Source organism: Saccharibacillus alkalitolerans (genome assembly GCF_011090185.1).
Taxonomy (GTDB): domain Bacteria; phylum Bacillota; class Bacilli; order Paenibacillales; family Paenibacillaceae; genus Saccharibacillus; species Saccharibacillus alkalitolerans.
Window position 1 is genome coordinate 31,406 of record NZ_JAAFGS010000015.1, and the last position, 21,892, is coordinate 53,297.

The window sequence follows — 21,892 nt, forward strand, 5'->3', positions numbered from 1 at the left end:
TGTCCGCGAAAGAGGAAAACGCGTCGGAATCCAGAATATGAGGATAGGCGCCCGCAAGCGTGCAGGCTGCTCAGACAACGGATAACCGCGGCGGCGCGGATCATTCCCGTGCTCCGCTTATCATTATTATTGAGCGTCTCGATCCCGGTACCGGTACGGATTCCGATTCGGCGTCCGGTGCCCAGGCGAAAAGACGCGATTTTAAAATCCCGGGAGGAATGAAACCAATGAATAAAACAGAACTGATCAACAGCATCGCGGAAAAAAGCGGAGTAGGCAAAAAAGAAGTCGAAGCCGTACTGAACGGATTCATGGACGGCGTAACCGAAGCTCTGGCAAGCGGCGACAAAGTGCAGCTCATCGGCTTCGGCACGTTCGAAACCCGCAAGCGCGCAGGCCGCACGGGCCGCAACCCGCAAACCGGCGAACCGATCACGATTGCCGAGTCCAGCGTTCCCGCGTTCAAAGCCGGCAACAAACTCAAAGACGCGGTTAAGTAATTATGCGTGTCGATAAATTCCTGAAAGTGTCCAGGCTGATCAAGCGTCGCACCGTAGCGAAGGACGTGTCCGAGCAGGGCCGCGTGCTGATTAACGGCCGCGAGGCCAAGCCCAGCGCTTCGGTGAAGATCGGCGACGAAATTACCGTGCAGTTCGGCCAGAAGCTCGTTACCGTTCGCGTCGAACGAATCGCCGACACGACCCGCAAGGACGAAGCCGCAGGCATGTACACCGTCGTGAAGGAAGAGCCGCTTCCGAGAGAAGACGGATTGAACTTCTGACAGACCCGCTTTTTGATAGCCGAATATCGATTTATGGCGTTTCCGCTAACGCGGAAGCGCCTTTTCGGCATAAATATGACTTTTTTTTGCTTCACAGTTCGATTTTTTGTGTTAATGTTTAAGATGAACATGAAAGTTAGGCAGGAGAGACTATTGACCGAGCATTTTCGGCTTAATAATAGTTCTGCCGCTCTATCGAGCTGGGCCGCTTGCTTTCCGATAAAAGAATTGGATCGTGTGCCAAACCGCCGTTTGTCGGGGAATCGGCCATGCGTCATTTTACATAAAAGCCGGAAGCAGTCCGGTGAAGGAGGGTTCCATGAGAGCGACTTCCGCAGCACCCAAGCCAGACAACCATCAGACTGAACGAACGTCCAAGGCGACTCGGACCGAGGTCCGGCGAACTTCGTCGAATCGGCAGCAGAGCGGTAAGAAACGTCTTCGTTTGTGGGCCGTCTTAATGATCGCTTTGTGCAGTTGGGCTGTATATACGTTGATCGGGCAGTCTTCCGTCATCGCGGACAAAGCGGCGGAGCTGGAAACGACCCGGGAAGCCAAAGTCGCCAGCGAAGCGAAGCTTAACGACGTTCAAGCGGAGATCAAGCGTCTCCAGGATCCCGAATATATCGCGCAAATCGCACGTAAGGAATACAATATGTTCAAACCGGAAGAGATCCCGATCCGGGTCACCGGAGAAGGCGGAGGAGAGTAGCTTTTCCGCGGTTTCACGCGGTTTTGTTTGTTGACCGCCGATTGCGCTTCCGTTATAATCAAATCACCGCAGACCGGAATGTGACTGATTCGGCTGTATATTTTTAAGGGAGGATCATTTTATTCTATGGCAATTGAAGTGGGCACCAAATTAGAGGGCAAAGTGACAGGCATCACGCATTTTGGAGCATTTGTGGATTTGTCCGGAGGTGTCACGGGTCTCGTTCACATCTCGGAAATCGCCGATAACTATGTAAAAGATGTGAATGACCACCTGAAGATCGGCGACGTCGTGACGGTTAAGGTCATCAATGTCGACAAAGACGGCAAGATCGGATTGTCCATCAAGCAAACCGTGGATCGTCCTGCCGGCTCTGCGCCTGCGCCATCTTCCCGTCCGCCCAGACAAGATCGCGGCCCTGGCAGCGGCGGGGGCGAACGCTTCAGCGGCGGTGGCGGCGGAGGAGGATTCAACCGCGGCGGCAGCGGCGGCGGAAGACCATCCAGACCTCCTGGCGGCGGTAAACCTGCATTCGGCAAGCCCGCATTCGGTAAGCCTTCGTTCGATGATAAATTGTCCCGTTTCCTTAAGGACAGCGAAGAGAGAATTTCTTCGATCAAGAAAAACACGGAATCCAAACGCGGAGGCCGTGGCGCCAAGAGATCGTAATTATAGTTTCGAGCACCGCGAATGGCTCAGCTCAGCCGCTCGCGGTTTTTTGCTTTGTGCCGCAACAAAGGCTTCAGCGAACTCCCCGGATTGACCGATAAAGAACGGGAACAGGAAATCCGAACGGTCGCCCGGCAGGGCTGCCCGGCCGGAAGCGTTATGATACACTGGATGTGAATGGCGGATTTGGAATTTCGCCGGAATCGCACCGGAAAGGACGGGATGCCGAGTGGCTGCACCAGATTTACCGGGATTTACGCCGGGAACGGTCGTAACCGGAGCGTCCCAGGGCGGACAATACACGATTCAGTCGCTGATCGGACGAGGTTCCAACGGCAACGTGTATTTGGTCCGGACGGCGGGCGGGCAGCAGGCCGCGCTCAAGGCCGGTCCGGAAAAGCCCGAACTGAAAGCGGAAGTCGAAGTGCTGGCGGAGCTGAAAAAGCACGAGCTCGACCGGGGAAGCCGCCGGCCTTTTCTGCTGGATGCCGACCGGTTTAAGACAGACGGACGTTCGGTGCCCTTTTACGTGATGAAATTCGTCCGCGGAGTCCCGATCGATGCCTACATCCGCAAGTACGGATATCGCCAGATCGGCGCCGCGGGGCTCGGGCTGCTCGATCGCCTGTCGGGCCTGCATCAGGCGGGATTTATCTTCGGCGACCTTAAGCCCTGCCACGTGCTGGTGGAAGAAAGCGGGGGGGTCGAGCTGGTCGATTACGGCGGCGCGACTTCCATCGGAGGGAACGTCAAGCAGTACAGCGGCTGGTATGACCGCAAGTATTGGAATGCGGGCAGCCGGACGGCCGATCCCGGCTATGATCTGTTCGCCTTTGCGGTTCTGTGCCTGCATGTATTCGACGAACGGGGACTGCGCCGGCTGGACGCCGCACTGCTGCCGCAGACGCGCAGTCCCGAAGACCTGGTGCAGTTGGCCGGGAAGATCCCTGCTCTGCGCCCGTTCGAACCGTGGCTGGATCGCGCCCTGCGCGGCGGTTTCGTCAATTCGCGGGAAGCGCATGCCTACTGGAACGCGCTCTGCCGGCGTCTGCCCGCAGACGGACGCAAAGGCGCCTCCAAGCTTCTGGCGGCCGCGTTTTGCGGTTCGCTGCTGCTGCTGGCCGCCGTGCTGTATACGGTGCTGTCGCTGTAAGGAATCGGCGGGAGAGAAGGAGGCCTGGGAATGAACGATCGGAACGGATTGCTGCGGGAGGCAAGGGAAGAAATCCGGGAATACGGCATGTGGAAGACCGGGGACACCGTCGTCGCCGCCGTATCGGGGGGACCCGATTCCATGGCGATGCTGCATCTGCTGCACGTTTTGTCGAGGGAAGAGGGATTCGGCCTGGTCTGCGCGCATGTCAACCACGGGCTGAGACCTGAAGAATCCGCGGAGGAAGCGGAACTGGTTCGCGCGGCGGCGGCAGGGCTCGGCGTGCCGTTCGAACTGGGCGAACCCGACGTGCGCGGGTATAAAAGGCAAGCGGGGCTCGGCACGCAGGCCGCGGCACGCGAACTGCGATATCGCTTTCTGAGGGAAGCCGCCCTGAGACATCGGGCTTCCGCGATTGCGCTGGCCCATCACGCCGGGGACCAGGCGGAGACGGTTATGCTGCATCTGCTGCGAGGCAGCGGAACGGGAGGTCTGGCGGGCATGCGGCGGATCCGGCTGTGGGAAGGTCTGCGAGTCGTTCGTCCGCTGCTGCGGTTCGAAAAAGAAGCCCTTGTCGTTTTTTGCGAAAATAACGGTATCCGGTACGCGACGGACAGCAGCAACGCAGGCACCGATTATGCCCGGAACCGCCTGCGGTTGGATACTTTTCCCCACCTGGAGAGCTACAACGCAAAGCTGTCGGCGGCGCTGAACCGCCTGGCAGACACGCTCGGGCCGGAGGAAGACTATCTGCACGAACAAACGCTTCTGGCGTTCGAACAAACCTGCCGGGGCCGGAAAGAAGGAACCGAGCTTGATCGGACGGCCTTCTCCGCCCTGCCCTTCGCTTTACAACGCAGGCTCGTTAAATTAATATTAAATTACCTGTCGGAGCCGGGGGCGGAGACCGACTTCGCCAAGGTGGACCTTGTCCGCCGGCGTCTGCTCTCCCCGGACGATTCGACCTGGACGCTGGACCTCGGATACGGCCGGACCTGTACGCGCGAGTACGATCGTGCGTTTTTCCGTCTCGGCAGGCCCGAGCCCGGCGTTCTTCGGGCGGAGACGATCGGCAGGGAACCGGGTATCCGGACCTTGCGGTTCGGAAGTCTCGGAATGATCTTCGAAGAAGAGCGGAAAGTCCCGGACGACGAGGCGTTCACGACTCTGGGACCGGAAGAAGCCGCTTTCGACGCGGATCGTCTCGAATACCCGCTGACCGTGCGTTCGCGCCTTCCGGGAGACCGGATCGAGCTTCCGCGCGGAGCCGGCACGAAGAAAGTCAAGGATCTGCTGATCGACGAAAAGATCGCTCCGTCCCAGCGCGGCCTGATTCCGCTCGTCTGCGACGCCGGAGGACGCATACTCTGGCTCGGCGGCTTGAAGCGTTCCAAGCACGCCTGGTTGGACCGTCGGAGCGAGAAGATTCTATATATTCGGATAGATCGGGCTCTTTGTTGACGGTTTTGGTTTATAAGATAGAAAGAAGATCGAATCAGATCACGATTACGGGAGGGTCATGCACGTTGCAAAACGACATTCAGGAAGTGCTTATCAGCGAAGAGGAACTCCAGGCCAAAATCAAGGAATTGGGCGAGCAGCTCAGCGGCGAGTACGAAGGCCGCAATCCGCTCGTCATCTGCGTACTGAAAGGCGCGTTCATTTTTATGGCCGATCTGGTCAAACGCATTACGGTACCGATCGAACTCGATTTTATGGCGGTATCGAGCTACGGAGCGGCGACCAAATCGTCCGGCGTGGTTAAAATTATCAAGGATTTGGATACGACGGTGGAAGGCCGCGACGTACTGATCGTGGAAGACATCATCGACAGCGGACTTACGCTGAGCCATTTGATCGAGCTGCTGAAGAACCGCAACGCCAAGAGCGTGAAGGTTGTCACGCTGTTCGACAAGCCGTCGGGCCGCTCGGTGAAGATGGAAGCGGATTACACGGGCTTTGTTCTGCCGGACGCTTTCGTCGTCGGCTATGGTCTGGACTACGCGGAGCACTACCGCAACCTGCCGTATATCGGCGTGCTCAAACCGGAGGTTTACACGAAATAATTCGCGTGCCGGACCGGGGCTTGTCCGCTCCGAAGTCCGCTCCTCGTCTGAATTTGTGATGTGTGAACGTACTATGTTAAAATAACTTCAGTGTCTTGAGAGGAGGTTGGGGATGAATCGGTTCATCCGGAATTCTGGCTTTTATTTAATCCTTTTTCTTGTCGTGGTAGGCATTATTCAGTTTTTGAACGGCGGCCGGGATACGGCCCAAGCTCCAAGATACGACGAACTGGTCCAGCAGGTGCAGAACGACAACGTGGAAAAGGCCACGTTCCAGTTCGACAACTACTCTTATTTGGTGACCGGAACGTATAAGGCTCCGCTTGAGGAAAACGGGCCAAAAACGTTCTCGACGTATATTCCGTCCACCGAATCGGTGGTTAACAATCTGATCGATACGATGGAAAACAACGAGGTGCAGGTCTCGTGGAAGCCGATGCAGGGTCCTAGCATCTGGGTTACGCTGCTTACCTCGTTCATTCCTCTGATTCTGATGTTCGTGCTGTTCTTCTTCCTCTTCAATCAAGCCCAGGGCGGCGGCGGTAAAGTCATGAACTTCGGCAAAAGCCGGGCGAGACTTTACAACGAAGAAAAGAAGAAAGTGACCTTCAACGACGTTGCCGGAGCAGACGAAGAGAAACAGGAACTCGTCGAAGTCGTGGAATTCCTTAAGGATTCGCGCAAATTCTCCGCTCTCGGCGCGAGAATTCCGAAAGGCGTGCTGCTTGTCGGCCCTCCGGGTACCGGTAAGACGCTGCTCGCCCGCGCGGTAGCCGGCGAAGCCGGCGTGGCGTTCTTCAGCATCTCGGGTTCCGACTTCGTCGAAATGTTCGTCGGCGTCGGCGCTTCGCGGGTCCGCGACTTGTTCGAGAACGCGAAGAAAAACGCGCCTTGTATCATCTTCATCGACGAAATCGACGCCGTCGGACGTCAGCGGGGCGCAGGTCTCGGCGGCGGACACGACGAACGCGAGCAGACGCTCAACCAGCTGCTCGTCGAAATGGACGGTTTCGGCGAAAACGAAGGCATCATCATTATCGCGGCGACGAACCGCGCGGATATCCTCGACCCGGCCCTGCTGCGTCCGGGACGTTTCGACCGTCAAATCACGGTCGACCGCCCGGATGTCAAAGGACGCGAAGCGGTGCTGCACGTTCACGCCCGCAACAAGCCGCTCACGAAGGACGTTCAGCTCGACAAAATCGCGAAGCGCACGACGGGCTTCTCGGGCGCCGATCTGCAGAACCTCCTGAACGAAGCGGCGCTGATCGCGGCGCGCCGCGATCGCAAAGATATCTCGATGCAGGAGATCGACGAAGCGATCGATCGCGTCATCGTCGGTACGGAGAAGAAAAGCCGCGTGATCAGCGAACGGGAGAAACGCATCGTGGCTTACCACGAAGCGGGTCACACGATCGTCGGCTACTTCCTCGAACACGCCGATATGGTGCATAAAGTCACGATCATTCCTCGCGGCCGCGCAGGCGGCTACGTCATCATGCTGCCGAAAGAAGACCGCATGCTCGTGACGAAGCAGGAACTGCTCGACCGCGTTACCGGCCTCCTGGGCGGACGCGTATCGGAAGAACTGTTCATCGGCGAGATCGGTACCGGCGCATACAGCGACTTCCAGCAGGCGACCGGCATCGTGCGCAGCATGATCATGGAATACGGCATGAGCGAGAAGCTCGGTCCGATGCAGTTCGGAACCGGTCAGGGCCAGGTCTTCCTGGGCCGCGATCTCGGACACGAACCGAACTACAGCGACGCCGTAGCGCATGAGATCGATCAGGAAATGCAGCGTTTTGTCAACGAATCGTACGAGAGAGCGCGTCAGGTGCTGACCGATCATGCGAAGGAAGTGCACTTGATCGCCAATACGCTGCTCGAAGTGGAGACGCTGGAAATCGATCAGATCCGCAATCTGATCGAATACGGCACGATCGAAGCTCCGGAGGGCGCCGTCACGAACAAACCGGAAGACTCCGAACCGGCAGCCGACCCGACGTTCGACAGCATCGGCAATACCAATGTGCGTCTGGATGAATCGGATCCCGTGGATCTCGGCAAGGACGGAGACATTCCGAACGACCCGATGAATAAGCGCGGAGATTCCGGCGGAGGGACGACCCAGTCCTAACAGGACGGCAGGCGGCGTTCATCGTCGTGCACGACCTTTTCTCAAGCCAGGTTCAACGCAAGCAAGACCGGAAAACGAACCCTCGTTTTCCGGTCTTTTCGTGTGCGGGAGTTCGGCGGAAGGGATAGTGCCCGCTTTTCGGGATAATGGTACAATGCAGAAGGCGGTCAAACGGACAGGGCGGCTTAGCGGTCCGTCCGGCCGATTCGTTCGGCTTGCCGTTTTTCTTTTGGGCTTCGAACGAATGCAGAGGGGGAGAACGACGGCGTGATTCTTGTAGTGGATATCGGCAATACCAATATTGTGCTCGGCGTGTACGAAGGCACCGAGCTGCTGCATCATTTTCGGATCAGCACCAGCCGGCAGGCGACGAGCGACGAATACGGGGTAATGATTTATAACCTGTTCCGAATGTCGGGCGTGGATGCGGACAAGATCGAAGGGGTCATGATTTCTTCCGTCGTTCCGCCGATCGTCGGCGTAATCGAGCAGATGTGCCGCACCTATTTGAAGAAGACGCCGCTGGTCGTCGGTCCGGGCATCAAGACGGGGTTGAATCTGCGCTACGAAAACCCGAGGGAGATCGGAGCGGATCGGATCGTCAACGCGGTTGCGGCTGTCGAGCTGTACGGCGGTCCGCTCGTCGTCGTGGACTTCGGTACGGCAACCACGTTCGACTGCATCGATGCGCAGGGCAATTATCTTGGGGGAGCGATCGTTCCGGGCATAGGAATCTCGACCGAAGCGCTGTATCAGCGGGCATCGAAGCTGCCGAGAATCGAGCTGGAGAAGCCGAAAAAGGTGATCGGGCGCAACACCGTTCATGCCATGCAGGCCGGCATCATCTACGGTTACGCGGGACAGGTGGACGGCATCGTCAAACGTATTCGACAGGAGATGGATACGGAGCCGAAGGTTGTGGCGACGGGCGGCTTGGCCCCGTTGATCTGCGCCGAGACCGATTCGGTCCGGGAGGTCAATCCGATGCTGACGTTGGAAGGACTGCGTTTGATTTATGAGCGCAATCGTTTTGCCAAATGAAATAATCGTTTATAACCAACTTATATGCCGCCAGGCGGCTGGAATGGAGGAGACTGCAGATGGAAAATCTGGAGCATACGCATAACGGCGGGTCCGAAAACCCGGAAGAGCGCGACTATCTTGTCCGAGGTACGGCGCTCGGAGGCAAAGTCCGCGCATTCGCGGTACGCAGCACGAATTTGGTGGAGGAACTCCGCCGCCGGCACGATACGTTTCCGACGGCAACGGCAGCGCTGGGACGCACGCTGACTACCGCTGCCATGATGGGAGCCATGCTGAAAGGCGAGGAGAAGCTGACTATTCAGGTCAAAGGCAGCGGACCGCTCGGGCAAATCGTTGCCGACGCCAATGCCAAAGGTGAAGTTCGGGGTTACGTCGATCATCCGCACGTTCACCTGCCGAGCAATGCGATGGGCAAGCTCGACGTGGCCGGCGCCGTGGGTACCGAGGGCTTTTTGTACGTGACCAAGGACCTTGGCTTGAAAGAGCCGTACCGCGGAAGCGTGCCGATCGTCTCGGGCGAACTCGGCGAAGACTTCACCTACTATTTCGCGGCATCCGAACAGACGCCTTCGGCCGTCGGAATCGGCGTGCTGGTGGCGCCGGACAATTCGGTTATCAGCGCAGGCGGATTGATCGTGCAGCTGCTGCCGGGTCTGTCGGACGAAGAGATCGACGCGATCGAACGAGCGATCTCGACGCTGCCGCCGGTGTCGGCACTGATCGATCAAGGCTTGTCGCCGGAAGAGCTGATCAAATGGGTACTGCCGGACGTGAATATCCAGGAGTCGCTGGATGTCGTATTCCGCTGCGAATGCTCGCGCGAACGGGTCGAACGGACCCTGATCAGCCTCGGCTCCGAGGAAATTCAGGGCATTATCGACGATCAGGGCGTAGCCGAGGTCGTCTGCCATTTCTGCAACGAAACCTATCAATTCGAGCGGGAAGATCTGGAACAAATTTTGGAACAGACCCGCAGATAATCGCCGGACGACCCCGATGCCCCGACATACGGCGGGAACGGATATCGGACCGCTGCGAGCGCGTCGCGGAACCCGGATTTGCATGGAGAGTTCCTTTTCGATCATAGATAAACAAACGCAAAAAGCCGTTCCTCCCGGGGAACGGCTTTTTGCGATTTATTTTTTCTGCCTCGCTTCGGTAGAAGCGGGATCGACCGTCAGATAACGGTGCTGGCACTGTTCTTGTCTTGTTTGCTGCGTCCCATCGATTGAAGCTGAGTCATCAGCTTGCCGCGCGAGTCCTTATTCCGAAGAAGATAAGCGGCTCCCAGACCAACGGCAACTCCAAGAAGCGTGTTTTTCCGTTTCATGCTGTCGTCCTCCTTATGATTGTACGGATAAGTGCAAAGTCGCCCGGCCTCGAAACGAACAGGCTTCGCGAACAAACCGGACGCTTGGACACGCCGTTTCTTCGCGGCTTCGTTTCGGGTTGAGCGTTGAATCGAGCTTATTCGAAAATTACCCGCTGTTCGGAATACGAAACGCTCATTGAACGATAAGCTTTAGAGAAGTCCGGACGCTTTGGGAGCCTCGGAGTGTTCGTTGACATGAGCCCCGGGGATTTGCTAAGATAAAGGGAGTTAAAAACCTACTTTTCTACTCGGATTAAGTCGGCGGCGTCGCCTCACCGGCTGCGGAACGTCACTCGGCTGATCGGGCGGGCCCCGGGCATGCAGAACCGGAACCGCTTTTGCATAAACGGCGCCTCTGCCAAGCGGCTGTTCGCAGCGCGCGGGCAGGTGTCGAATGTATCCAAGTTTACCTATTACGGAGGAGGATTTACCATGGCCAAAGTCGTTAACAGTATTACGGATCTGATCGGAGATACGCCGCTTGTCCGCCTGAACCGGATCGTACCGGAAGACAGTGCGGAAATCTACGTGAAATTGGAATACCAGAATCCGGGCGCGAGCGTCAAGGATCGGATCGCCATCAGCATGGTGGAAGCGGCCGAAGCGGACGGACGCCTGAAACCGGGCGGCACGATCATCGAAGCGACGAGCGGCAATACGGGGATCGGCCTGGCCATGGTAGCGGCTGCGAAAGGATACAAAGCCGTTATCGTCATGCCGGAAACGATGAGCTTGGAACGCCGCAACCTGCTGCGCGCTTACGGAGCGGAGCTGGTGCTGACGCCGGGAGCGGAAGGCATGAACGGAGCGGTCCGCAAGGCGGAAGAGCTGCTGCAGCAAAATCCGGATTACTTCATGGCCGAACAGTTCAAGAACGAAGCTAACGTGAAAATTCACCGCGAGACGACCGGACCGGAAATCGTCGAAGCGATTCAGTCGATCGGCGGAACGCTGGACGCGTTTATCGCAGGCATCGGTACGGGCGGCACGATCTCGGGCGCCGGCGAAGTGCTGAAAGCCAGCTTCCCGGAAGTGAAGATCTATGCGGTCGAGCCTGCGGCTTCTCCGATTCTGGCCGGCGGCAAACCGGGTCCGCACAAAATTCAAGGGATCGGCGCGAACTTCGTCCCGGATATTCTCAATCAGAATATTTATAACGAAATCATTCACGTCGAGAACGACGAAGCTTTCGAAACGGCCCGCAACGTGGCAAAAGAAGAAGGCATTCTGTCCGGCATTTCGTCGGGTGCGGCCATCTTCGCCGCTCTTAAAGTCGCGAAGGAACTTGGCAAGGGCAAACGGATTGTCGTCGTCGTACCGAGCAACGGAGAACGTTACCTCAGCACGCCGCTGTACAACTTCGAAGCTTAATTTTCGTCGGCGGGCTTTCGGGCCCACAGGATTGATGAGATAGAAGTCTAAGCAAGCCCCCGCCCCGTGCAACCGCATCGGCCGCGGGGGCTTTTTGCGAAGAAACCGGATTTTGAAGACGAAGGGACTCGGCCCGCTTTTTGGTTTTGGCTACCGCGGTATCGCACCTTCATCGTATAATGGACAAAATCGAATCCGATCATTTTTAAACATGCGGGCCGAAGGAGTGCGGAAAGCTTGAACGAAATCATGACATCCCTTACGCAGTGGACGGAATGGGCAGGGCGCGGATATACCCGTCTCCCTTACGTTATGCGCAACAAGTTGGAGAGGCGGCCGGAGTCCTGGCAGAAGGCTTGGAGCGAAGCTTCGCCTTACGCCTTCGTGCTGGAGAGCGGCAAAGAAGGCCGATATACGTTCTTCGGTCTTCAAGCCGAGTCGGTTCTGCGGGGGCAGGGGAACGAAGCGGTTGTCACCGATTGCGGTCGAGGATTGGCGGGAGATGCCGACGTGTACGGCTCTCCGCTCGACATCATTCGCGGCTGGATGGAGCCGCACCGCGCGCCTCGGGTACCGGGAACGCCGAAATTTTGCGGCGGCGCGGTGGGCTTTCTGGCTTACGACGTCGCGCGCTCGCTGGAGAAGCTGCCGGAACTGGCCGAAGACGATCTGGCGCAGGACGGCCTTCCGGATTACGCCTTTATGCGGCTGAGGCAGCTGTGGGTGCTGGATCATGAAGAGGACGCGGTGTATATTTGCGTATCCGTACCGGCCGACACCCTGCGGGAGCCGGAAGGCGGAGCGGAGCCTAGGACTGCTCGGGAAGCGGAAGCCGAGAGGGCGTTGATTTCCGCCTACGAAGAATCGGCCCGGGAAGCGCGGCGAATGTTGGAACGCTGGCGCCGCTTCGAAGAATCGGAGCTGCCGTGGAGCGAGGAACGCCGAAACGAAATTGCCGCGGAAGCGGAACGGCATACGGCCGGACGAAACGACGTGGACGGATTCGATACGGTATTCGAACGGGAAGCTTTCCAAGACGCCGTGCTGCGCATTCAGGAATATATCCGCAGCGGCGATGTTTTTCAGGTTAACTTGTCGCTGCGCAAACAGCGAAAGCTGTCCGCCTCGCCGGAAGAAATCTATGAATGGATGAGAATCGTGAATCCCTCGCCGTATATGGGGTTCCTGCGTTTCCCGGATTTTCAGATCGTATCCGGTTCGCCCGAACTGCTGGTACGGCTGGAGGGCGGCCGATTGGCTGCCCGCCCGATTGCCGGCACCCGGCGGCGCGGGACGAACGACGAGGAGGACCGGCGCATGGCCGAGGAACTGACCGGCAGCGACAAGGAACGCGCCGAGCATATTATGCTGGTCGATCTTCAGCGCAACGATTTGGGACGCGTGGCCGCTTACGGGTCCGTCACGGTGCCGGAACTGATGACGATCGAACGCTACTCGCATGTTATGCACCTCGTTTCTCAGGTGGAAGCGGATCTTGCGCCGGGAAAAACGGCATTCGACGTGATCGCCGGCGTGTTTCCGGGCGGAACGATCACCGGCGCCCCGAAAGTGCGCACGATGCAGATCGTCGAGGAGCTGGAGCCGGTGCGCCGTGGGCCTTATACCGGCTCTATGGGTTGGATTGACTATAACGGCAATATGGAATTAAATATTATTATTCGCACCCTTGTCGTTCAAGGCGGCATGGGTCATATGCAGGCCGGAGCGGGCATCGTGATCGATTCGGAACCGTACCGGGAATATCGCGAATGCCACAACAAAGCGAGATCCGTAAGCCGCGCCGTCTGGTGCGCGGAGCGTGCCGCCCAAGCCGAGGAGGGAACCGCCTTTTGATTCTGGTCATCGACAACTATGATTCGTTCACTTATAACCTCGTTCAATACTTGGGAGAACTCGGCGAAGAGGTGATCGTGCGCCGCAACGACGAGATCGGCCCGGAGGGCATTCGGGAGCTTTCGCCGGATCATATTTTGCTTTCGCCGGGACCCTGCACGCCCAACGAAGCGGGAATCACGCTTGATGTGATCCATTCGTTCAAGGGCGAGATTCCGATTCTGGGAGTTTGTCTCGGCCACCAAGCGATCGGGCAGGCATTCGGCGGCCGCGTCGTGCGCGCGGAGCGGCTGATGCACGGCAAGACGTCGCCGGTCCTGCATGACGGACACTCCGTATTCGAAGGGCTGCCCTCGCCGTTCATCGCGGCCCGCTATCATTCCCTGATCGTGGAGAAGGAGAGCCTGCCGGACTGCCTGGAAGTGACGGCTTGGACGGCCGAAGGCGAAATTATGGGCCTTCGGCATCGGGATTATCCGATCGAAGGCGTTCAATTCCATCCGGAGTCGATCGTGACGGAGCATGGACACCGGATGCTGGCCCGATTCCTGAACCGAAGCCCGGAAACGGCGGTAAGCCCGTGAGCGGTTATATCGGCTTGAACGGCCGAGTCGTCGACGCGGCAGCCGCCTCGGTGTCCGTCATGGATCACGGCCTGATGTACGGCATGGGTCTGTTCGAGACGTTCCGCACGTACGGCGGCGAACCGTTTTTGTTCGAGCGCCACTTGGCGCGGATGAAAAGGGGGGCGGACGAACTCGGGATCGCCTGGAGTCCCGATCATGCCGCTCTTCGCGCGGAGGTAGGTGCCCTGCTGAACGCAAACGGTCTTGCGGACGCGTATATCCGTTTGACGTTAACGGCGGGCGAAGGCGGGCTGGGCCTGCCGTCGGGTCGGCATTATGAGCATCCCTGCCGCATTGTCTACGTCAAGGCGCTGCCGGAACCGCCGACGGCCTGGTACGCCGAAGGGCGAACGCTTCAGGTGCTGAAGACTCCCCGCAATACGCCCGAAGGGGCGGAGCGGCTGAAGTCCCTTCATTACATGAACGGTATTTTGGGACGCCGCGAGCTGGACGGCATTCCCGGAGCCGAAGGTGCCGAAGGGCTGATGCTGACCCGCGAAGGCTTCGCGGCCGAAGGGATTGTCAGCAACCTGTTTTTCGCCGCCGGCGGCACGCTGTATACGCCGGCCATCGGTACCGGGATTCTGCCGGGTATCACCCGCCAATTTGTGCTGGAGCTGGCGGCGCAAGCCGGGATTGAAGCGAAAGAAGGCTTTTATACGATTGCGGATCTGAATGCTGCCGACGAGATCTTTTTGACCGGTTCGGTGCAGGGCATCGTGCCGGTGCGCGTTTTGCGGCATGGAGACGGAGCGGAAAAGGTTGTCGGCCGCGGCCGCCCCGGCCCGCTGACCGTCCGGTTGACGGAAGAGTACCGCCACTATACGAAAGAAACGGGGAACCGAACATGAAGCCAACCCTTCATATCCGGCATTACGCCTGGGACGACGTCCGTCTGGATCTGGGCCGTGCCACACGCATCATGGGAATTCTGAATACGACGCCCGATTCTTTCTCCGATGGAGGCCGCTATGTCGATGTGGACGCGGCGGTCCGCCATGCCCGCGAGATGGTATTGGCCGGAGCCGACTTGATCGACGTCGGAGGCGAATCGACGCGGCCGGGGGCCGACCCCGTTTCGCTGGACGAAGAGCTGTCGCGCATTCTGCCGGTGATCGAGGCGCTGCGGCGCGAGCTGCCGCATGTCCCTCTGTCCGTCGATACTTACAAAGCCGAAGTCGCCCGCCAATCGCTGGCAGCCGGAGCGCATCTTATCAACGACGTATGGGGATGCAAGGCCGATACGCGGATGGCGCAGGTGGCGGCGGAAGCCGGCTGTCCCGTTATTTTGACGCATAATCGTCCCGATACGAATTATTCGGATCTGCTTGCAGACGTGGCGGCGGACTTGATGGAAAGCGTGCAGATTGCCCGCGCCGCAGGCGTCAGAGACTCGAACATCATTCTCGATCCGGGCATCGGTTTCGCCAAGAACGGGGAAGAAAATCTGCGTCTGATGACACAGCTCGGCCGACTTGTCGAACTCGGTTTTCCGGTGCTGCTCGGCACGTCGCGCAAACGGTTTATCCGCGAGGTACTCGATCTGCCGGTAAACGACGTGGTGGAAGGGACCGCCGCTACCGTCGCGTTCGGCATCGCCGAAGGCTGCCAAATCGTGCGCGTGCACGACGTGGCTTCCGTCAAGCGGACCGTGGCCATGTGCGATGCGATGCTGTATGCCGAACCCGGTCGTTCCTACGAAGCTCTTCTTACATAAAAAGGCGTCGAATACCGCGGCGGACGAAGAGAGTGCCGCGGTATCCGATTTGCCGAGCGCTCGGCAAACTATTCAGGAAAAGGCGGTAAGCCCATGGACAAAATGATCATTTCCCGCATGGAATACTATGGACGCCACGGCGTGTTCGAAGAAGAACGGCGTCTGGGCCAGCGGTTTTACGTAGGGTTGGAACTCGAGCTTGATCTGTCTGCTGCCGGGCTGACCGACGATTTGGAGCAGGCCGTCAACTATGCGGAAGTGCATGAGACGGTCAAAAGCGTGGTGGAAGGAGAGTCGGTTCAGCTGATCGAGACGCTCGCCGAACGTATTGCATCCGCCGTGCTCCGCACGTATACTAGGGTGGAAGCGGCGACCGTGAAGGTCACCAAGCCGCATCCTCCGTTCGATATCCATTTTGAAGGCGTTACGGTAGAGATTCGTCGGAGCCGAAAGAGAGACTTCTGACATGAAAAAGGACACGATCCGAAATTTGACCTCTGAGCGATCAGAGGCTTATATTGCTTTGGGGGCCAATCTCGGCCGGCGCGAGGAGACGCTGCGGGAAGCGCTGCGGATGCTGAGCGAATATCCGGAGATCGACGTGCTTCGCGCTTCGGACTTATACGAGACCGACCCGGTCGGTTATGCCGACCAGCCGCCGTTTTTGAATATGGCCGCCGTGCTGGGCACTTCGCTGGCGCCTCATCAACTGCTCGAAGTCATGCAGTCGGTGGAAAACAGCCTGGGACGGGTACGCGATATCCGTTACGGACCGCGGACCGCCGATTTGGATCTGCTCTGGATGGACGGCCTGACGATTACCAGCGAAGAGCTGATCCTTCCGCACCCGCGCATGCATGAGCGGTTCTTCGTGCTGGTGCCGCTCGACGATGTCGTACCGCAGGACGAGCCTTCGGGTCTGCGCCGATTGGTCGACGATTCGCTGATGGAACTCGGCGAAGCCTCCGGAATCGTCCGCTTCGGCGGGCCGCCGTTCCCCTAAGAAACTTTCCGCCGGATAGCGCCTAAAGGCGCTTCGCGTTTCGCCGGTCGTATAAGTCCGCGCAGCCGCGGGTTCCCGCGTCTGCGCATTGTTTTTTTACATCAAAGAGGTGATTCCCCATGCTGAAGATCGGCAATATCGAAATGAAAAACCGCGTCGTGCTGGCTCCGATGGCCGGCGTCTGCAATCCCGCTTTCCGCCTGATCGCGAAGGAGTTCGGAACGGGACTCGTCTGCGCGGAGATGGTCAGCGACAAGGCGATCCTGCACGGCAACAAACGCACGCGCGAAATGTTGTTCGTCGACGAACGCGAAAAACCGCTCAGTCTGCAAATTTTCGGCGGCAACCGAGAATCGCTTGTCGAAGCGGCGAAAGTTGTCGACCAGGAAACCAACGCCGACATTATCGACATCAACATGGGCTGTCCGGTGCCGAAGGTAACCAAGTGCGATGCCGGCGCCCGCTGGCTGCTTAATCCCGACAAGATTTACGAGATGGTGAGCGCCGTGACCGCCTCCGTGCAGAAGCCGGTGACGGTCAAGATGCGAATCGGATGGGACAGCGAGCATATCTTTATCGAGCAGAACGCCAAGGCGGCCGAAGCGGCCGGAGCAAGCGCGATCAGCGTTCACGGCCGTACGCGCGAGCAGCTTTATACCGGACATGCCGACTGGAGCTGGATCAAGCTGGCGAAGGAGTCCGTCAAAATTCCGGTTATCGGCAATGGGGATGTGGCGACGCCGGAAGACGCCAAGCGCATGCTGGATACGACCGGCTGCGACGGGGTCATGATCGGCCGCGGCGCGCTGGGCAATCCCTGGATGCTCTACAGCACCATCCACTACCTGGAGACCGGAGAACTGCTCGGCGACCCGGAACCGGAGGAAAAAATCCGTATCGCCGTTCTGCATATGGATCGCTTGATCGCCTTGAGGGGCGAAGGCGTCGCCGTGCGCGAGATGCGCAAGCATTTGGCCTGGTATCTCAAAGGGCTGAAAGGTTCGGCCCGGATTAAGGACAGTATCATGGAGGGCACGAGCCGAAACGAAATGGTCAGCCTTCTGGAGGATTACATCGCCAATCTGCCGCAGCTGGCGTCCGCGGAAGCCTGATTGCTCCCCGTGGAACATAATTAGGCAAAACCCGCGTTTTTTCGACGGAAGGGCCGGAAACGGCTCTTTTTCTTCCCGGTAAAACGGTTACAATTGAGCAGGGAAACGCATTGACTTTTCGCAAGGCTTCCCCTATAATTTGTCAGTATAAAATTCGCCTCAGCAGCATAAATTCCAAAATACGGAATATTCACGCTTTGCCTGGATTCGGCATTTGATAGACGCGAACGGTGCGCCGCACGTTGAACGCTACGACTTTATCGTACGGTCTACGCGCCGGGTATCGACGTTCTTGGAGATATAACGGCTTTGGCTCCGGCTGCCCCGTGACTATATTTCTTAAGCGAGAAGCGGAACATGTCTATTGCTTTAAGGGCGTGGTCGTTTCTATTTTGCCGTTGCCGTCTTTACAGGGATTTCGTAATTAACCGGATGTGAGAGTGCGAAAATCTACTATTCACATGACAGGAGAATCGGTACAGATGAGCGATAAAGAGGTCATTCTCACCCAGGACGGGCTGAAGAAGCTGGAAGACGAGCTGGAAAACCTGAAATCCGTAAAACGCCGCGAAGTCGCGGAGCGTATTAAAGTAGCAATCGGCTACGGGGATATCAGCGAGAACTCCGAATACGAAGATGCCAAGAACGAACAAGCCTTCATTGAAGGCCGAATCATTACGCTGGAGAAAATGCTGCGCAACGCGCGGATCATCAACGCCGACGAGATCGGCACCGACGTGGTGAGCGTAGGCTCGACCGTACAGGTCAAAGATTTGGAATTCGGCGACGAAATGGAATACACGATCGTCGGTTCGGCGGAATCCAATCCGCTCGAGAACCGCATTTCCAACGAGAGCCCGGTCGGCATGGCGCTGATCGGCAAAGCAAAAGGTTCGACGGTCGACGTGAACGTTCCGGCCGGCGTCCTTCAATACCAAATTCTCGACATCAAAAAATAATCGGATGCCTGAAGGCTTCAGAGCTTCCCGCCGCTGTTCCGGATCAACGCCGGAAGGTTGGCGGGAACTTTTTTTGTCTTCGTCGGTTCGGAACGGATGACGGAACAACGCAGCGGCTTTCGCGGTTGACGAACCGGACGATTTGGAACGATAATATAGGTTGACGATAAGCGGAGCCAGCGCGGCGGCAGCCATGCGGGCGATCGCTAAGGACAGGAGCTGAAACATACGTGTCTGAAGAAAATACGAACCAGGAAAACCAGGAAGTCGAACTGAGCGAACTGCTCAAGGTACGCCGGGAGAAACTGGGTGAATTGAAAGAGCTCGGCATCGACCCGTTCGGCGCCAAGTTTGAACGCGACGAGACGGCGGCCGGCATCATGGCCAAGTACGATACGATGGATAAGGACGAACTGGAAGAGAAAGCGATCGAAGTGCGTCTGGCCGGCCGCATTATGGCCAAGCGCGCCATGGGCAAAGCAAGCTTCGCGCATATTCAGGACCTGACGGGCCGCATTCAATTATATGTACGCAAAGACAGCGTGCCGGAAGAACAATACGACGCGTTTTCGATCCTCGACCTCGGGGATATCGTCGGCGTCCGCGGAACGGTATTCAAGACGAAGACCGGCGAGACGACGATCAAAGTGGCGGAACTGACCGTTTTGACCAAATCGCTGCAGCCGCTTCCGGACAAATATCACGGACTCAAGGACGTTGAGCTGCGCTATCGTCAGCGCTACGTCGACATGATCGTGAATCCGGAAGTGCAGCAGACGTTCATTCTGCGTTCGAAGATCATCCAGTCGATGCGCCGTTATTTGGACTCGCTGGGCTATCTCGAAGTGGAAACGCCGACGCTGCATTCCATCGCGGGCGGGGCGGCGGCGCGTCCGTTCATCACGCACCACAACGCGCTCGACATGGAACTGTACATGCGGATCGCCATCGAGCTGCATCTGAAGCGCCTGATCGTGGGCGGTCTGGAGAAGGTGTACGAGATCGGCCGCGTCTACCGCAACGAAGGGACTTCGACGCGCCACAACCCGGAATTCACGATGATCGAGCTGTATGAAGCTTACGCCGATTACAAGGACATCATGAATCTGGTGGAAAACATGGTCGCGCACATCGCTCAGGAAGTGCTGGGCACGACAACGATCGAATACCAGGGTCAGCAGATCGACCTTGCGCCGCAGTGGCGCCGGGTATCGATGGTCGACGCCGTCAAGGAAGTCACGGGCGTGGACTTCGGCGTCCACATGACCGACGAAGAAGCGCATGCGCTGGCAAAAGAGCACAAGGTGCCGGTCGAAAAGCATATGACGTTCGGTCATATCCTGAACGCTTTCTTCGAGCAGTTCGTCGAGGAGACGCTGATTCAGCCGACCTTCGTAACGGGACATCCGCTCGAAATCTCGCCTCTGGCGAAAAAGAACGATCAGGATCCTCGTTTCACCGATCGCTTCGAATTGTTTATCGTGGCGCGCGAGCACGCGAACGCATTCAGCGAATTGAACGATCCGATCGATCAGCGGGAGCGTTTCGAAGCGCAGCTGCGCGAGAAGGAACAAGGCAACGACGAAGCGCATGAAATGGACGAAGACTTTATTCGCGCGCTGGAATTCGGCATGCCGCCTACCGGCGGTCTGGGCATCGGTATCGACCGTCTGATCATGCTGCTGACGAACGCGCCGTCCATCCGCGACGTCCTGCTGTTCCCGCACATGCGGAATCTGTAAAAAAAGACGAACGGACAAGAGGTTCTCTCTATAATAAAGACAAAAAGAGAAGGTGCGTACGCACCTTCTCTTTTTTGTTTTCCTCCTCGGTATGCGGGATGGGGGTCGGCAGGCGTCTCGGCGGACGGTCAGTTTTCCTTTTTGCAGAGAGAGGCGAGATAATCGTCCAGCATCTTTTCCATTCGGGAAGGCGGCATGCGGTCAGGGTAGAGCAATCCGTGCAGCGCGATACCGTCGACATAGGTTTGCATCCGCACGGCTTCTTCCTCGACATTCAGGTTATCGGAAGCGAATTCGTACTCCACCATGGCTTGAAGGATCCGCGCCATCGCCTGCCTCATCTCTTCGTAAACGCGATCGGCATGATCGCGCAGCGAAGGCTCCGACATTGATTTGGACGTAAAGGCGAGCCAGACTTCCATTTCCGACCGACTTTCCTCATTTAAGGGTACCATTTCCCGCAGCAGATCCCGGGCGACTTCAGGCACCGGGCGTTCAAAAGAAAGTTTAAGAATGCGTTGGTTTACCCGTTCCGACACCAGATTCATGGAAAAAGAAAACAGCTCGGCCTGCGTGGAAAAGTAATGACGCATCGACCCGGGAGAAATGCCGGCTTCCTGAGCGACATTTCGTACCGAGGCGTTTTCGATCCCCGACCGGCGGATGACCCGCCAGGCGGCTTCGGCGACTTTGATTTTCTGCTGTGCGTGATCAACGATTTTTGGCATGCCTAAATTATAACACGCGACTATTTTGTAATCATTGATTTTTTTAATACAATTGTGTTAATATAATTTCGAAGAAGAACTGCATTGGAGAAAGGAGCGGACCCTAATGATCGGTTGGTTAATCATAGGATGCGAAGTCGGCTTTTGGGTGCTGGTGGCGGCAGGGTTGGCGGCACGCTATTTGTTGAAACAAAGAAAGCTCGGTGCTCTCCTGCTTCTGCTGACGCCGGTCGTCGACCTGGTGCTGCTCGCGGCCACCGTGATCGATATTCGCGGCGGAGCGGAAGTGAATTTCATGCATGGGTTGGCGGCCGTATACATTGGAGCGACCGTCGCCTACGGGCATCGTATGATCAAATGGGCGGATGAGAGAGCGGCTTACCGATTCGCGGGAGGAGAGCGGCCGAAGAAAGGGCCCAAGAGGGGCCGAGAACATGCGGCTGCAGAAAGAAAGGGCTGGTATCGGCATTTGCTGGCATGGACGGTGGGCAGCGCGCTTCTGGCAATCATGATTCTGTTGATCAGCGACGCCGACAGGGCAGCACCGCTAAAGCAGTGGATTGTATATTGGGCTTTGATACTCGGCGTGGATTTCCTTATCAGCTTCAGCTACAGCCTATGGCCTCGAAAAGCAGCTCGCGATTTATAAAAGAGCGGCTTGCCAGAGGAAAAGAAGAGGTAAATTAAAGAGCAGATTAGGTTCTGCTCTTTTTTTGTGAAAAAAAGCTTGCATTGATTGTCTTAGCATGATATATTCTAGGAACGGCCTTGAGAGAGCGCCGGTGCGGTTCGAGTGAGTGAGCAGGTCCAAAAGTGATCGAAATAGACGCTTCGCAAGAAGCC

General features: G+C 57.5%; 24 protein-coding genes. 21 read left to right on the forward strand and 3 right to left on the reverse strand.

Annotated features, from left to right (window positions below; all coding sequences use genetic code 11):
* The first annotated feature begins 227 nt into the window (after window positions 1–227).
* The 10 genes from GYN08_RS22900 to hslO all read left to right on the forward strand — a co-directional run bounded on the left by GYN08_RS22900 (window position 228) and on the right by hslO (window position 9,545).
* Complete coding sequence (locus tag GYN08_RS22900; protein WP_018978486.1) at window positions 228–500, forward strand: HU family DNA-binding protein; 273 nt, start codon at window positions 228–230, stop codon at window positions 498–500.
* Window positions 501–502: 2 nt separating this feature from the next.
* Entirely contained in the window at window positions 503–781 is a 279-nt protein-coding gene (locus tag GYN08_RS22905) for an RNA-binding S4 domain-containing protein (protein ID WP_166279850.1), read from the forward strand.
* A gap of 319 nt (window positions 782–1,100) precedes the next feature.
* Window positions 1,101–1,493 (forward strand): FtsB family cell division protein, encoded by a 393-nt coding sequence (locus GYN08_RS22910; RefSeq protein WP_166279853.1) that lies wholly within the window; start codon window positions 1,101–1,103, stop codon window positions 1,491–1,493.
* Between the two features lie 126 nt (window positions 1,494–1,619).
* Window positions 1,620–2,162, forward strand: a complete 543-nt coding sequence (locus tag GYN08_RS22915) for a S1 domain-containing RNA-binding protein (protein WP_166279856.1) — start codon at window positions 1,620–1,622, stop codon at window positions 2,160–2,162.
* A 229-nt stretch (window positions 2,163–2,391) separates the two neighbouring features.
* On the forward strand, window positions 2,392–3,315 hold the full coding sequence (locus GYN08_RS22920; protein WP_166279859.1) for a protein kinase domain-containing protein: 924 nt from the start codon (window positions 2,392–2,394) through the stop codon (window positions 3,313–3,315).
* 30 nt (window positions 3,316–3,345) lie between these two features.
* Window positions 3,346–4,776 (forward strand): tRNA lysidine(34) synthetase TilS, encoded by a 1,431-nt coding sequence (tilS, locus tag GYN08_RS22925; RefSeq protein ID WP_166279861.1) that lies wholly within the window; start codon window positions 3,346–3,348, stop codon window positions 4,774–4,776.
* A gap of 65 nt (window positions 4,777–4,841) precedes the next feature.
* The gene (hpt, locus tag GYN08_RS22930; RefSeq protein ID WP_166279864.1) at window positions 4,842–5,381 is read left to right on the forward strand and encodes a hypoxanthine phosphoribosyltransferase; all 540 of its coding nucleotides are present in this window, start codon (window positions 4,842–4,844) and stop codon (window positions 5,379–5,381) included.
* A gap of 112 nt (window positions 5,382–5,493) precedes the next feature.
* Window positions 5,494–7,521, forward strand: coding sequence for an ATP-dependent zinc metalloprotease FtsH (gene ftsH, locus GYN08_RS22935; protein ID WP_166279867.1), 2,028 nt, complete (start codon window positions 5,494–5,496; stop codon window positions 7,519–7,521).
* 267 nt (window positions 7,522–7,788) lie between these two features.
* Window positions 7,789–8,562, forward strand: coding sequence for a type III pantothenate kinase (locus GYN08_RS22940; RefSeq protein ID WP_166279870.1), 774 nt, complete (start codon window positions 7,789–7,791; stop codon window positions 8,560–8,562).
* 59 nt (window positions 8,563–8,621) lie between these two features.
* Complete coding sequence (gene hslO, locus GYN08_RS22945; protein WP_166279873.1) at window positions 8,622–9,545, forward strand: Hsp33 family molecular chaperone HslO; 924 nt, start codon at window positions 8,622–8,624, stop codon at window positions 9,543–9,545.
* A gap of 197 nt (window positions 9,546–9,742) precedes the next feature.
* On the opposite strand, the gene GYN08_RS22950 is transcribed toward hslO, so the two are convergent.
* Window positions 9,743–9,895 carry a hypothetical protein gene (locus tag GYN08_RS22950; protein ID WP_166279876.1) on the reverse strand — a complete coding sequence of 51 codons (153 nt, stop codon included), beginning with the start codon at window positions 9,893–9,895 and terminating at the stop codon, window positions 9,743–9,745.
* Between the two features lie 474 nt (window positions 9,896–10,369).
* Between GYN08_RS22950 and cysK the strand changes: the two genes are divergently transcribed.
* The 10 genes from cysK to lysS all read left to right on the forward strand — a co-directional run bounded on the left by cysK (window position 10,370) and on the right by lysS (window position 20,321).
* On the forward strand, window positions 10,370–11,308 hold the full coding sequence (gene cysK / locus GYN08_RS22955) for a cysteine synthase A (RefSeq protein WP_166279878.1): 939 nt from the start codon (window positions 10,370–10,372) through the stop codon (window positions 11,306–11,308).
* A 249-nt stretch (window positions 11,309–11,557) separates the two neighbouring features.
* A complete protein-coding gene (locus tag GYN08_RS22960; RefSeq protein ID WP_166279997.1) occupies window positions 11,558–13,162 on the forward strand; it encodes an anthranilate synthase component I family protein in 1,605 nt (534 codons plus the stop codon).
* A complete protein-coding gene (gene pabA, locus GYN08_RS22965; protein ID WP_166279881.1) occupies window positions 13,159–13,746 on the forward strand; it encodes an aminodeoxychorismate/anthranilate synthase component II in 588 nt (195 codons plus the stop codon). Before GYN08_RS22960 ends, pabA begins: the two co-directional genes overlap by 4 nt.
* Entirely contained in the window at window positions 13,743–14,639 is an 897-nt protein-coding gene (locus GYN08_RS22970; protein ID WP_328803012.1) for an aminotransferase class IV, read from the forward strand. The genes pabA and GYN08_RS22970 overlap by 4 nt, the downstream gene beginning before the upstream one ends.
* Entirely contained in the window at window positions 14,636–15,505 is an 870-nt protein-coding gene (gene folP, locus GYN08_RS22975) for a dihydropteroate synthase (protein ID WP_166279883.1), read from the forward strand. Before GYN08_RS22970 ends, folP begins: the two co-directional genes overlap by 4 nt.
* A 93-nt stretch (window positions 15,506–15,598) precedes the next feature.
* The gene (folB, locus tag GYN08_RS22980; RefSeq protein ID WP_166279885.1) at window positions 15,599–15,970 is read left to right on the forward strand and encodes a dihydroneopterin aldolase; all 372 of its coding nucleotides are present in this window, start codon (window positions 15,599–15,601) and stop codon (window positions 15,968–15,970) included.
* 1 nt (window position 15,971) lies between these two features.
* On the forward strand, window positions 15,972–16,508 hold the full coding sequence (folK, locus tag GYN08_RS22985) for a 2-amino-4-hydroxy-6-hydroxymethyldihydropteridine diphosphokinase (protein ID WP_166279888.1): 537 nt from the start codon (window positions 15,972–15,974) through the stop codon (window positions 16,506–16,508).
* Between the two features lie 119 nt (window positions 16,509–16,627).
* Window positions 16,628–17,620: a tRNA dihydrouridine synthase DusB gene (gene dusB, locus GYN08_RS22990; protein ID WP_166279979.1), complete on the forward strand. Its 993-nt coding sequence runs from the start codon at window positions 16,628–16,630 to the stop codon at window positions 17,618–17,620.
* Between the two features lie 482 nt (window positions 17,621–18,102).
* A complete protein-coding gene (gene greA / locus GYN08_RS22995; protein WP_166279982.1) occupies window positions 18,103–18,579 on the forward strand; it encodes a transcription elongation factor GreA in 477 nt (158 codons plus the stop codon).
* A 230-nt stretch (window positions 18,580–18,809) separates the two neighbouring features.
* Complete coding sequence (lysS, locus tag GYN08_RS23000) at window positions 18,810–20,321, forward strand: lysine--tRNA ligase (RefSeq protein ID WP_166279985.1); 1,512 nt, start codon at window positions 18,810–18,812, stop codon at window positions 20,319–20,321.
* A 128-nt stretch (window positions 20,322–20,449) separates the two neighbouring features.
* Here lysS and GYN08_RS23005 read toward each other — a convergent pair whose 3' ends face one another.
* Complete coding sequence (locus GYN08_RS23005) at window positions 20,450–21,049, reverse strand: TetR/AcrR family transcriptional regulator (protein WP_166279988.1); 600 nt, start codon at window positions 21,047–21,049, stop codon at window positions 20,450–20,452.
* 106 nt (window positions 21,050–21,155) lie between these two features.
* Here GYN08_RS23005 and GYN08_RS23010 point away from each other — a divergent pair, with 106 nt between their 5' ends.
* Window positions 21,156–21,698, forward strand: coding sequence for a hypothetical protein (locus tag GYN08_RS23010; protein ID WP_166279991.1), 543 nt, complete (start codon window positions 21,156–21,158; stop codon window positions 21,696–21,698).
* Here the strand turns inward: GYN08_RS23010 and GYN08_RS23530 are convergent.
* Window positions 21,693–21,892 (reverse strand): hypothetical protein (locus GYN08_RS23530; protein WP_206023899.1); only part of this gene is annotated, 200 nt, incomplete at its 5' end. The genes GYN08_RS23010 and GYN08_RS23530 overlap by 6 nt on opposite strands.